This is a genomic window from Psychrobacter okhotskensis (assembly GCF_965638355.1).
Classification (GTDB): domain Bacteria; phylum Pseudomonadota; class Gammaproteobacteria; order Pseudomonadales; family Moraxellaceae; genus Psychrobacter; species Psychrobacter okhotskensis.
Map to the genome: position 1 here is coordinate 3,031,827 of NZ_OZ281822.1, position 13,025 is coordinate 3,044,851.

The 13,025-nt window shown below is 44.2% G+C and carries 7 protein-coding genes, 2 tRNA genes and 3 rRNA genes; 4 read left to right on the top strand and 8 right to left on the bottom strand.

The genetic code is table 11. The features are described 5' to 3' along the window. Positions 1 to 94: 94 nt before the first annotated feature. Positions 95 to 1,246 carry a catalase family protein gene (locus tag ACSUPM_RS12585; RefSeq protein ID WP_025651611.1) on the top strand — a complete coding sequence of 384 codons (1,152 nt, stop codon included), beginning with the start codon at positions 95 to 97 and terminating at the stop codon, positions 1,244 to 1,246. 339 nt (positions 1,247 to 1,585) lie between these two features. Here ACSUPM_RS12585 and rrf read toward each other — a convergent pair. From rrf to ACSUPM_RS12615, 6 genes are all read right to left on the bottom strand, one after another. Continuing rightward, positions 1,586 to 1,699: ribosomal RNA gene (gene rrf, locus ACSUPM_RS12590) — 5S ribosomal RNA — on the bottom strand. Positions 1,700 to 1,879: 180 nt separating this feature from the next. Further along, positions 1,880 to 4,741: ribosomal RNA gene (locus tag ACSUPM_RS12595) — 23S ribosomal RNA — on the bottom strand. 355 nt (positions 4,742 to 5,096) lie between these two features. Then, positions 5,097 to 5,172: transfer RNA gene (locus ACSUPM_RS12600), tRNA-Ala, on the bottom strand. Positions 5,173 to 5,181: 9 nt separating this feature from the next. After that, positions 5,182 to 5,258: transfer RNA gene (locus tag ACSUPM_RS12605), tRNA-Ile, on the bottom strand. Between the two features lie 92 nt (positions 5,259 to 5,350). Beyond that, positions 5,351 to 6,889: ribosomal RNA gene (locus ACSUPM_RS12610) — 16S ribosomal RNA — on the bottom strand. The 16S, 23S and 5S rRNA genes sit together here with 2 tRNA genes alongside, the layout of an rRNA operon. Positions 6,890 to 7,665: 776 nt before the next feature. Beyond that, positions 7,666 to 8,322, bottom strand: coding sequence for a DNA glycosylase (locus ACSUPM_RS12615; protein WP_101210706.1), 657 nt, complete (start codon positions 8,320 to 8,322; stop codon positions 7,666 to 7,668). Positions 8,323 to 8,633: 311 nt separating this feature from the next. Between ACSUPM_RS12615 and upp the strand changes: the two genes are divergently transcribed. Further along, the gene (upp, locus tag ACSUPM_RS12620) at positions 8,634 to 9,293 is read left to right on the top strand and encodes a uracil phosphoribosyltransferase (RefSeq protein ID WP_057761878.1); all 660 of its coding nucleotides are present in this window, start codon (positions 8,634 to 8,636) and stop codon (positions 9,291 to 9,293) included. 73 nt (positions 9,294 to 9,366) lie between these two features. Next, positions 9,367 to 10,119: an SDR family NAD(P)-dependent oxidoreductase gene (locus tag ACSUPM_RS12625; RefSeq protein ID WP_201577770.1), complete on the top strand. Its 753-nt coding sequence runs from the start codon at positions 9,367 to 9,369 to the stop codon at positions 10,117 to 10,119. A gap of 24 nt (positions 10,120 to 10,143) precedes the next feature. On the opposite strand, the gene ACSUPM_RS12630 is transcribed toward ACSUPM_RS12625, so the two are convergent. Continuing rightward, positions 10,144 to 10,800, bottom strand: coding sequence for a hypothetical protein (locus ACSUPM_RS12630; protein WP_201577771.1), 657 nt, complete (start codon positions 10,798 to 10,800; stop codon positions 10,144 to 10,146). A 236-nt stretch (positions 10,801 to 11,036) separates the two neighbouring features. Here ACSUPM_RS12630 and ACSUPM_RS12635 point away from each other — a divergent pair, with 236 nt between their 5' ends. Beyond that, the gene (locus tag ACSUPM_RS12635; protein WP_201567833.1) at positions 11,037 to 12,005 is read left to right on the top strand and encodes an alpha/beta fold hydrolase; all 969 of its coding nucleotides are present in this window, start codon (positions 11,037 to 11,039) and stop codon (positions 12,003 to 12,005) included. 171 nt (positions 12,006 to 12,176) lie between these two features. Here the strand turns inward: ACSUPM_RS12635 and ACSUPM_RS12640 are convergent, their stop codons facing one another. Continuing rightward, positions 12,177 to 12,878 (bottom strand): IS1 family transposase, encoded by a 702-nt coding sequence (locus tag ACSUPM_RS12640; protein WP_201578331.1) that lies wholly within the window; start codon positions 12,876 to 12,878, stop codon positions 12,177 to 12,179. Positions 12,879 to 13,025: the final 147 nt, after the last annotated feature.

Consider the following 13,025-nt stretch of genomic DNA (forward strand, 5'->3'; position numbering starts at 1 on the left):
TATTCTCAATACTTATCTTAAAGTAATGACTCTAAACTTTTGTAAAATAGTCACAAATTCACATTTTAATCTACTAATACATAGGTAGCTGAATATGCTAAAAAAACTATTTAAACCTAATTATGTCAAATATGACTCGAAATATATTACGTTAAGTGACGAAGATAATAAAATTATTGATACTATTACTAATGATATTCGTCTATATGTCAAAAAAAGCAAAGATTTAAACGATATCGATCATCATGTTCGTGCCGTTCATGCCAAGAGCTATTGTGGTCTAAAAGCTAAATTTGAGATATTAGATGACATTCCTAAGGAATATGCTCAAGGCCTGTACGCTAAAGCTGGTATTCACGATGCGGTTATTCGATTTTCCAATGCAGCAGCGGCAGTAAGTGCAGATAGACGATTGGGACTGGGGCAAGGATTGGCGATAAAAATATTCGATGTGCCAGGTGAAAAATTAGCCCCAGGAGAGGAAGATAGCACCACTTTTGACTACGCTTTAGTAAATAGTCCAATTTTTTTTACCAATAGTCTTAAAAATTACGCTTATTTATCAAAGCTAAATTTCGGTTTAAACGGTTACTTAGGCGAGGGTCTACTGGGTAAAGGTAAGTTCATTTTTCATTGGTTGACTAAATACGGTAAAGAATTCCCTGATCTTGAAGGCTTGCGATCACTCAACGCCTTTAGAAAGCTAGCAACCACCCCTCCTAAGAACGCTTGGTTGTACGATTATTTTTCACAAGGTGCCTTTCGTCACGGTGATTACATGGCAAAAGTCAGAGTAACTCCAACCAAAGCTTCAATGAAAAAAATTAAGCGTACCAATATTCACCTGTTCACCGAAGATGAAGCGATACGTCCCGCAATTATCGAAGAGATACGCGAGCACGACTATCAGTTCGATGTACAAATTCAATTATGCCGCAACCTTAAAAAGCAGCCTATTGATCAGCTAACACAAGAATGGAAAGAGTCTGATGCGCCATTCGTTACCGTAGCGACTTTGACCATACCTTGTCAAGACGTCCCAGACGATGGCAATCTCGACGCGATAGAGGATTTAAGCTTTACCACTTTCCGCTGTTTAGAAGAGAATCGTCCTATTGGTAAGATACAACATTCTCGTTTACGCGCTTATCAAGCATCCTCCAAGGCACGCCATGAGCAAACTATGGCTAAACGCAAAGAGCCAACTAGCTTGAAACAGATATTTGATAAGAACGCTACTAACTAAGCTCACAAGCGTGATATTTCGAAGTAAAATGGAGAAATCATAGCTAAATAAAAGCCCCATCATACAAATGTATGATGGGGCTTTCTAGGCCGTGTTTTCATTTCAAAAATGGCGATAAAAATGAGATAAATTGCTGTCAAACAAGAAAAACAGCATAGATAATATCGGGATATTAACCAGCTATTTGACGATGTTTGGCAAGATTTAGCCATTTTTAGCCCATTTAGATGACTATCGAATGAATTGAAGACACGCCCTAGTATAGACAACTATTGTTGAACGATTAAAAGCCAAAAAAAAAGAGCCATCCAATTAAGGATGGCTCTTTTTAGAATAGAGAGCTGACGATGACCTACTCTCACATGGGCGAACCACACTACCATTGGCGCAACGATGTTTCACTTCTGAGTTCGGGAAGGGATCAGGTGGGGCCATCGCGCTATTGTCGTCAGCAAAGGGAGTTAGATATGAGTCTGATGTTATTATGACGTCAAGATATTATCTATTGGTCGACCAACTTGTAACCTAACTGAATCAAGGTTAAAGGTGATATCGAAATATATATATTCTATAAGCTTTCGCTTATACAAGATAGATTAATTAGAGCTTTGATACAAACCACTTGGGTGTTGTATGGTCAAGCCAAACGAGCAATTAGTACAGGTTAGCTACACACATCGCTGTGCTTCCACACCCTGCCTATCAACGTCGTAGTCTTCAACGGCTCTTTAGGGAAATCTAATCTTGAGGTGGGCTTCCCGCTTAGATGCTTTCAGCGGTTATCCCATCCGAACGTAGCTACCGGGCAATGCCACTGGCGTGACAACCCGAACACCAGAGGTTCGTCCACTCTGGTCCTCTCGTACTAGGAGCAGATCCTCTCAAATTTCCAACGCCCACGGTAGATAGGGACCGAACTGTCTCACGACGTTCTAAACCCAGCTCGCGTACCTCTTTAAATGGCGAACAGCCATACCCTTAGGACCTGCTTCAGCCCTAGGATGAGATGAGCCGACATCGAGGTGCCAAACACCGCCGTCGATATGAACTCTTGGGCGGTATCAGCCTGTTATCCCCAGAGTACCTTTTATCCGTTGAGCGATGGCCCTTCCATACAGAACCACCGGATCACTAAGACCTACTTTCGTACCTGCTCGACTTGTGGGTCTCGCAGTTAAGCGCGCTTTTGCCTTTATACTCTACGACCGATTTCCGACCGGTCTGAGCGCACCTTCGTACTCCTCCGTTACTCTTTAGGAGGAGACCGCCCCAGTCAAACTACCCACCATACATTGTCCTCGGTATTGTTATACCTGAGTTAGAACCCCAACATGACCAGGGTGGTATTTCAAGATTGGCTCCACCAAGACTAGCGTCTCGGCTTCAAAGCCTCCCACCTATCCTGCACAAGTCAGGTCAAAGTTCAATGTAAAGCTGTAGTAAAGGTTCACGGGGTCTTTCCGTCTAGCCGCGGGTACACAGCATCTTCACTGCGATTTCGATTTCACTGAGTCTCTGCTGGAGACAGCGCTGCCATCATTATGCCATTCGTGCAGGTCGGAACTTACCCGACAAGGAATTTCGCTACCTTAGGACCGTTATAGTTACGGCCGCCGTTTACTGGGGCTTCGATCAAGAGCTTCGCTTACGCTAACCCCATCAATTAACCTTCCAGCACCGGGCAGGCATCACACCCTATACGTCCACTTTCGTGTTTGCAGAGTGCTGTGTTTTTAATAAACAGTTGCAGCAGCCTGGTATCTGCGACTGTCAACAGCTCAAGGAGCAAGTCCTATCACCATCAACAGCGTACCTTCTCCCGAAGTTACGGTACCATTTTGCCTAGTTCCTTCAGCAGAGTTCTCTCAAGCGCCTTGGTATTCTCTACCTGATCACCTGTGTCGGTTTAGGGTACGATTCGTTTATAACTATTGCTTAGAAGCTTTTCCTGGAAGCATGGTATTTGCCACTTCGCTGTACAAGTACAGCTTGCTATCAGATCTCAGCCATATAACAACCCGGATTTACCTAAGTTGTAAGCCTACATCCTTTCACCTGGACAACCAACGCCAGGCTGACATAACCTTCTCCGTCCCTCCATCGCATTATAAACAAGTATCGGAATATTAACCGATTTCCCATCGACTACGCCTTTCGGCCTCGCCTTAGGGGTCGACTCACCCAGCCCCGATTAACGTTGGACTGGAACCCTTGATCTTCCGGCGTGCGAGCTTTTCACTCGCATTATCGTTACTCACGTCAGCATTCGCTCTTGTGATACCTCCAGCATGCCTTACGACACACCTTCACAGGCTTACACAACGCTCCCCTACCACTTGAAAACAAATTCAAATCCGCAGCTTCGGCTCCTAGTTTGAGCCCCGTTACATCTTCCGCGCGGGCCGACTCGACTAGTGAGCTATTACGCTTTCTTTAAAGGATGGCTGCTTCTAAGCCAACCTCCTAGCTGTCTATGCCTTCCCACCTCGTTTCCCACTTAACTAGGAATTTGGGGCCTTAGCTGGCGGTCTGGGTTGTTTCCCTCTCCACAATGGACGTTAGCACCCACTGTGTGTCTCCCGGATATCACTCATCGGTATTCGGAGTTTGCATCGGTTTGGTAAGTCGGTATGACCCCCTAGCCGAAACAGTGCTCTACCCCCAATGGTGTTCGTCCGAGGCGCTACCTAAATAGCTTTCGGGGAGAACCAGCTATCACCGAGTTTGATTAGCCTTTCACCCCTATCCACAAGTCATCCCCTGGCTTTTCAACGACAGTGGGTTCGGTCCTCCGGTGCCTGTTACGGCACTTTCAACCTGCTCATGGATAGATCACTCGGTTTCGGGTCTATGCCCTGCAACTAAACGCCCTATTAAGACTCGGTTTCCCTACGGCTCCCCTAAACGGTTAACCTTGCTACAGAACATAAGTCGCTGACCCATTATACAAAAGGTACGCGGTCACCCTAATAAATTAAGGCTCCCACTGCTTGTACGCACACGGTTTCAGGTTCTATTTCACTCCCCTCACAGGGGTTCTTTTCGCCTTTCCCTCACGGTACTGGTTCACTATCGGTCAGTCAGGAGTATTTAGCCTTGGAGGATGGTCCCCCCATCTTCAAACAGGATTTCTCGTGCCCCGCTCTACTTAATATGTTAACGCTAATGTTTCGAATACAGGACTATCACCTACTACGGTCAGCTTTCCCACGCTGTTCTTCTACATTAGCATTAATCGGCTTCTCCCCGTTCGCTCGCCGCTACTTGGGGAATCTCATTTGATGTCTATTCCTAAGGGTACTGAGATGTTTCACTTCCCCTCGTTCGCTTCTTGTACAAGTACAAGATACCTACCTTATGGTAAGTGGGTTTCCCCATTCAGAAATCTCCGGATCACAGGATATTGCCGCCTCCCCGAAGCTTATCGCAGGCTGTCACGTCTTTCATCGCCTCTGACTGCCAAGGCATCCACCATGTGCGCTTCATTACTTGACCATACAACCCCAAGTAGTCTTAACTTATAAATAAGTTTTAACTTCAAAGTGTCATAAAGTCTAATTATGATAACGATATCACCTATGTTTATACGCTTGATTCAGTTCTCTTTACTTTTTTAGTAACCAACCCCTGGGATAACAACTGATGTCGTTAAGAGGTCGGTTACTAAGGTTAGAGTGTCGCGTGAACACGCCACTCTAACCCAGACTCATATCTATGTTTTTAAATAGTTCTTACGCTCTCGTCGAGTCATAAGTTCTGTATAAAACAGAAAGAAATAATCGTATGATGTAATATCTGAATTATTTGTTTCTGTTTATGCTTGTTTATATAGTTACTATCGTATTTATTATGGTGGAGCCAAACGGAGTCGAACCGTTGACCTCCTGCGTGCAAGGCAGGCGCTCTACCAACTGAGCTATGGCCCCGTAAATAAATGGTAGGCCTGGGCAGACTTGAACTGCCGACCCCCGCGTTATCAACACGGTGCTCTAACCAGCTGAGCTACAGGCCTGTGTCTGCCTGTCAAGGCAAAGCGCTAATAATAAATACTAGCTAAACTAAAGAACAACTTGTTGTGAATTCTTGCTGACCGAATGCCATCTATAAGGAGGTGATCCAGCCGCAGGTTCCCCTACGGCTACCTTGTTACGACTTCACCCCAGTCATCAACCACACCGTGGTGAACGCTCCCCCGAAGGTTAAGCTATCCACTTCTGGTGCAATCAACTCCCATGGTGTGACGGGCGGTGTGTACAAGGCCCGGGAACGTATTCACCGCGGCATTCTGATCCGCGATTACTAGCGATTCCTACTTCATGGAGTCGAGTTGCAGACTCCAATCTGGACTACGATAGGCTTTTTGAGATTCGCATCACATCGCTGTGTAGCTGCCCTCTGTACCTACCATTGTAGCACGTGTGTAGCCCTGGTCGTAAGGGCCATGATGACTTGACGTCGTCCCCGCCTTCCTCCAGTTTGTCACTGGCAGTATCCTTAGAGTTCCCGGCTTAACCCGCTGGTAACTAAGGACAAGGGTTGCGCTCGTTGCGGGACTTAACCCAACATCTCACGACACGAGCTGACGACAGCCATGCAGCACCTGTATTCTAATTCCCGAAGGCACTCCCGCATCTCTGCAGGATTCTAGATATGTCAAGACCAGGTAAGGTTCTTCGCGTTGCATCGAATTAAACCACATGCTCCACCGCTTGTGCGGGCCCCCGTCAATTCATTTGAGTTTTAACCTTGCGGCCGTACTCCCCAGGCGGTCTACTTATTGCGTTAGCTGCGTCACTAAGTCCTCAAGGGACCCAACGACTAGTAGACATCGTTTACGGCGTGGACTACCAGGGTATCTAATCCTGTTTGCTACCCACGCTTTCGAGCCTCAGTGTCAGTATTATGCCAGAAGGCTGCCTTCGCCATCGGTATTCCTCCAGATCTCTACGCATTTCACCGCTACACCTGGAATTCTACCTTCCTCTCACATACTCTAGCTCAACAGTATCAGATGCAGTTCCCAGGTTGAGCCCGGGGATTTCACATCTGACTTATCGAGCCACCTACGCTCCCTTTACGCCCAGTAATTCCGATTAACGCTTGCACCCTCTGTATTACCGCGGCTGCTGGCACAGAGTTAGCCGGTGCTTATTCTGCAGCTAATGTCATCGTCCGTGGGTATTAACCACGGAGTCTTCTTCACTGCTTAAAGTGCTTTACAACCAAAAGGCCTTCTTCACACACGCGGCATGGCTGGATCAGGGTTTCCCCCATTGTCCAATATTCCCCACTGCTGCCTCCCGTAGGAGTCCGGGCCGTGTCTCAGTCCCGGTGTGGCTGATCATCCTCTCAGACCAGCTACAGATCGTCGCCATGGTAGGCCTTTACCCCACCATCTAGCTAATCCGACTTAGGCTCATCTAATAGCGAGAGCAGTAAACTGCCCCCTTTCTCCCGTAGGTCGTATGCGGTATTAATTCGAGTTTCCCCGAGCTATCCCCCACTACTAGGTAGATTCCTAAGTATTACTCACCCGTCCGCCGCTCGACGCCTGGTAGCAAGCTACCATCGTTTCCGCTCGACTTGCATGTGTTAAGCCTGCCGCCAGCGTTCAATCTGAGCCATGATCAAACTCTTCAGTTTAATCTTGCTATGTAACCCTTTAAAGAGGCTACTAAACTTGGCTCATCTAATCTGGCAAAATCGCTAAAAATTATGTTCGTAATGAATTAACTTTGAGTTTTTCTGCTGTCTTAAATGATAATTTTTATAGTTAATAATCTCTCCGAAAAGAAAAGATAGTCAACTTTATTTTTTAGCATTCTGAATCAGCAAAAATCCACACAAGTTGTTCTTTAGTTATGCTTTTAAATAGTGTTCATCTACTGTCGTCCAGTAGGTGATTATATAGGGTGTCTCTTTCACCATTTAGCTCTAATCCCTTGCGGGTTAAGCTATCTAGCGAGCCGACTATCTTATCATAATGATTGGGATTGTCAAGCTTTTTTATAATTTGTTTCAGTAAGTTAGTCAGGTTATTTATATGTAATTTACATATAAGCTTTCCTGCTTTGCCTTAATGAGGTGCGTATTATAGACGCTTTATTTGGTAAGTCAAGAGGTAAATTATTTTATTTTAAAAGTAATTTATTTTGCTGATTCTCCTAAGTGGTAAACCACTTATCTAAACCGCCTTCCCTTTCGACTGGGACGCATTATACTCGGTTTGATATGAGGGTCAAGGGGATTTGTTGGCTATTTTAAAGATTATCTCGCCTTATTATTAATATCTTATATTTATCAGTCAGTTAAGATTAAAAATAGTTTTATCATGATAAGAAATAGCATTTTCTGCTTAAAATCGCTTATTTCTTCTATATAGAAGCTGTCTATATACTCTTCTTTTATACATAACGCTTTTATAGTTTACCTATCTTTTTAAAGAAGTCTTTGTAAGCAGCGACTTTCTTCTCTAACGCCAACGGGTATGCGCGCGAGGTTGACGGCAATCTATATAAGGTAAGATTGTTCACCTCGGCTTTTTTACTATGCTCGTTTTGCCATTCATAAGGATAAGCCATACTTTGATTGGTCTTAGGATATTTGGATTTGGCAGGTGGCTTAGCTAATAAATTGAGCAATACTTCTGTCGCTTTACCGCCAGTGGTAAATAAGGTTTCAACCTTTGGTACTTGTGGCAATATATTATCTAGATCAACTGGGGTGACAACGGTTAAGTTTTTATCTGAGGCATTGCCGGTCTCGCGGATAGCCTGAGTAACGGTAGGACAAGAAGCAATGCCGCGCTCGAACATAAAGGCGCGAATACGCTCAGGGTCAAAGCGCTTTTCATCACCGACTCTGAAATAATCCACATCGTCAAAAAATACCTTGCCATAAATACGCCACATATCATTATAAAAGTTCGGATAATGGAAACTCATGGCCCATTTATCAGCGGTCGGTGGAAATGTGCCCATCATCATCACGGTGGCATCGGGTGGTAACACTGGACCGAACGGATGGGTTTCTACTTCTGCTGCTCGAGCTGCGGACAATATCGAATTATTATCCATTTTATTAGCATTATTATAAGTATTGGATGGTTGTGTAGTCATAAGATTCTTCATCAGAAAAGCGGTTTTTTTGCTATCATAGCAGGCCTAAACACTACTTCATCTATCATGACGCTATTATAGTCAAACATAGTCGGTCTAAATGAAAACAGCCTTGCTACAAATGTCTTTGGCTTACTTTTAATTGAAGCATTAAGCTTACTATTGCTAGGCTAAAGATAGGGTTGAAGTGCGGTAAGTGTTTGTATCTTTTATACTAATAGCAACCGCAGTAACTGCGCAAGCATCAGACCAAAACCAAGAGAGTACTTATGAGTGACTTAAACAGCGATTTAAAAATTACGGTAATCGATCATCCACTAGTCCGTCATAAACTCAGCCTTATGCGCGAAAAAGACTGTAGTACTTATAAATTTCGTACATTGACCAAAGAGCTTGCGCGCTTGATGGCTTATGAAGCGAGCCGTGATTTTGAAATTGAAACTTTTCCAATGGAAGGCTGGTGTGGCGAAATTACTGGTGAGCAAATCATCGGTAAGACGGCGACGATCGTACCGATTTTGCGCGCAGGTATTGGCATGCTTGATGGTGTGCTCGATCTAATCCCTACCGCTAAGATTTCTGTGGTCGGTCTACAACGTGATGAAGAAACGTTGCAGCCAGTACCGTTCTTTGAAAAATTCGTGAGCCACATGGACAAACGTCCTGCACTTATCATCGATCCAATGCTAGCCACGGGCGGATCAATGGTTGCGACCATCGAGATGCTCAAGAAAAATGGCTGTACCAATATCAAAGCATTAGTACTCGTGGCTGCACCTGAAGGCGTACGCTTGGTAAATGAAGCGCATCCTGACGTGACTATCTACACTGCCGCATTAGACAGCCATTTAGATGAGCACGGTTACATCATCCCAGGTCTAGGCGATGCTGGTGATAAGATTTTTGGTAAGCAGTTATCGAATAGATAAGTTGCATTAGGGTAAATAAAGCCGTCATCAAAATTATGGCAACAGCAGACAGCATCAATAATAAGGACAGATTATGAACGTATTGATTACAGGAGCGAGCGCGGGTTTTGGTAAAGCGTTGGCAGAACGTTTGGTTGCTAACGGCCATCGCGTGATTGGTTGCGCCAGACGCCTTGATAAACTGAATGCTTTGGCAGAGACTTTAGGTGAGGCTTTTTTACCCGTGGTTATGGATGTGAGTGATACAGCTGCTATCCCGCAAACCATTGCTGACTTGCCTGATGATTTTAAACAAATCGATGTTTTGGTCAATAATGCAGGATTGGCACTGGGTACAGAGCCTGCTCACAAAGCCAGTCTTGATGACTGGATGCGTATGACTGATACCAATATTAAAGGCTTAATGGCGTTGACTCATGCGGTCTTGCCAGCGATGGTCGCTCGCGATAGGGGTTATATTATCAATGTCGGTTCGATTGCTGGTAGCTGGCCTTACTTTGGCGGTAACGTCTATGGCGCGACCAAAGCCTTTGTCAAACAGTTTAGCTTAAACTTGCGCGCGGACTTAATCGGTACGCAAGTGCGTGTGACCAACCTCGAACCGGGCAATGTCGCAGGCACTGAATTTTCAAACGTGCGCTATCATGGCGATGACGATAAAGCTGCCAAGGTTTATGATGGCTTTAAAACCATGAGCGGTGACGATATTGGCGATATTTTATTGTGGTTGATTGAATCGCCTGCCCATATTAACGTCAATCGCTTAGAAGTCATGCCAGTGGCACAAACTTATAATGGTTTGACGATTGCTAAGCAAGACTCTTAAACGTTTAGCAAAGCGTTTGGCTCATTAACGTAATTCATAATATCGAAGCAACATAGTCTCATCTATGTTGCTTCTTTTTTTGCTGATGACATTCTCTTCATTGACCAAGCGCAACTCCTGAAAATCTAAAATCAGAACCTCATTGCGCGTGCGCTCACTGGTGCGCTTGTTGTGACGTATCGGAAATCCAACTACCTGCCTACCGACGACAGTTATCTGATTAATCACTACTTCTAAATGATTCATGACAGATTTTTGATGAGCGTGCTGCGCATTGATGACTGCTGTAGCAGGATTCACAGTTACGGTTAACAGCTTATCTAAGCGCGCACTTTTTGGCATATTTCCTGCCAAAAACAACGTCTGCGCCAGTGGTAAATACTGAGCATGACGTATCAACTCTCGGCGAAATAACGCTGGCATATCCGCATTAAAACTGTCTTCTGTCTGCCGATAAAAAGCAATAAAGTTGCGCTGCAGATAACCGCCAAATACCGTAAAGTTAATCCACTGTTGATAGATATCATTGGCCAGCAAGTGCTGAGTAAAAGCCTTGGTATCTGGTGTGATATTACCCATTAACATCGCTATCAATAAGCTGTGCGCATCGGTAAATGTCTGCTGCTCCCAAACTTGCGGGTAAAGGCTGCTATCAAGTGATGCCAACGTCGGTATGCTCATAAAGCATCATCCCTTTATTGTTTTATTTCAAGTTTAGATAGTGGCTGTTAATCACAAGCGCCACTTACTGTCTATTCATTTTATGCTATGGTCAGCTTAGCTGTGTTTGATTAATACAAGTTTTATTAGCACAGATTTTACTATAGCAAGCTATCATCGATAAGATAAAAATGTTTTATGTTGAATGTTCAACACGCCCTAATTAATTACAATATATATGACGGAAATACGACGCTATGATGACTAATTTAATGACGTTGCCCAGTCGCTACCAGTCGCGTTACCAGTTGCAAACGCTGACCGTTACTGCTGCCGACGGTACCTCGCTGCCCGTTTCAGTCATTGGTCAAGGTACGCCAGTGCTCATGCTGCATGCCTATGGCATGGATGCCCGCGAGTTCTTACCTTTTATCTTGGCACTAACTGGCAAATATACTTTTTATTTGCCACATCTGCGTGGTTTTGGTGCTGCAAAAGAACTCAGAATGGAAGAGTTTGATTTTGTCCGTCAATATGCGGATGATGCCAATGCTGTGATTGAGCAAATTTGTGAATGGTGTCATGTAGAAGCTTTGCCAGTGGCAGCTATTTCGATGGGCGCGCAAGTTATGTGGGCTTATTTTGAGCGTTTTGGTGCCTCAAGAGTCAGTCGCTATCTTAATATTGATCAAAATCTAGCGATTCATAATCAAGATGACTGGCAAGGAGGACTATTTGGCACACGGCAACAAGAAGTGTTCGATATCTTTCAAGAAGTAATCGATCTGACCTTACCTTATGCAGACTCTAATAGCTTTACCCATCTGCCCTTTGCGCTTAAGCGCCATGCAACCGATGTCGAAAGGCTGTTTTCTTTATTATCCGTTAATCGCACGCGCTCAAAAGCCTTTATACAAACGATGACTCATAAAAACGACCACACACTCGCGCTTTACGACCACAGCATTTGGCATCAAAAAATGCGCTGCTTGCAAGCCTATTTGGTCTTACCTTACGATTTTCGCGGTGCCATAGATAGAGTGACTATTCCTGTGGTCAATCTCATCGGTGGTCGCTCTAAGCTTTATGATCCCAAATGGCAGCAGAAGATTACCCAAATGCTGCCTAACGCCACTGAAGTTATTTTGCCACGCGCGGGTCACGCCATTCCTTTGGATGAGCCGATTGGATTTTATCGAGTGTTAAAGCACTTTTTACAAGAGTAACTGCGCCCTTAAAAGCTCACAAAAAAAACGCTATAACCCACACTAGGACTGTACAACCCTTTATAGTAATGGCTCAAGACTCCTCTTATAATAAAAAGCTGACGTTAGCTGCGTAAGCGCATTAGCGTTAAAGTAAAATATTTTGGTGGTGTTCTAAAAAGTATGCTGGCATTAGACGTAGCCATAATTGACATAAAAGAACACCAAATCAAACACCTTAAAGTGATTATCAAGCTTCTTAGAGAAACAACAGGTTTTTCTAACCGCCCGACGCAATCGGTGTCTAAGACGGCAGTTATTACCTTCAATGCCTACCGTATGAGATTTGCCAACTCGTTTGTGATCAAGTTTAAAGGCGGTTATAAAACTGTCCCAGTTATCCATGCTAATCGAGTCATAGCTGACTGTAAGCTGCTTAAGACGCGCTCTTAACTTCTTAGCCGTTTTTAAGTCACGTCTGCCCCAAACATAAGCAACAATCTCATTGGTAGCACGGTCATAAGCATAAATAAGCCAAACTTTACGCTTTTTGCGATACACGTAAGTCCAGAATTCATCAACCTCTAAGCGTTCATAGTAGCGCTTCTTAGGCGCGATCTTATAAACAGATGAGCCTATGGTACTAAGCACTTTTCCAATACTGACTGAGGCCATAACCGCTATGTCTCTAACACCGCAACCATGAACCGTCATTAGCCGTATTTTATCTTCTATTTGGGAGTGACAACCTTGGTAGGTTAAAGCATGATCACCAATGAATTGACGTTTGCAGTCCTTACACTGGTAGTTTTGCTTACCATAGCTTTTTATGCCATTTTTCTTTAAACTGGGACTGTGACAGTCGGGGCAGCTGATATCTATTTGTGTCTTCATAACCTTAAATATATCATCTTGCTTTGGCTGTCACCCTCCTTTTATCTCCTCAGCATACTTTCTGACACACCACCAATATTTTTAATAATAATTCTAAAAGGAACAATGTATGCCTTACGTTAGCGTTGCACAGCAAGACAATCAAGC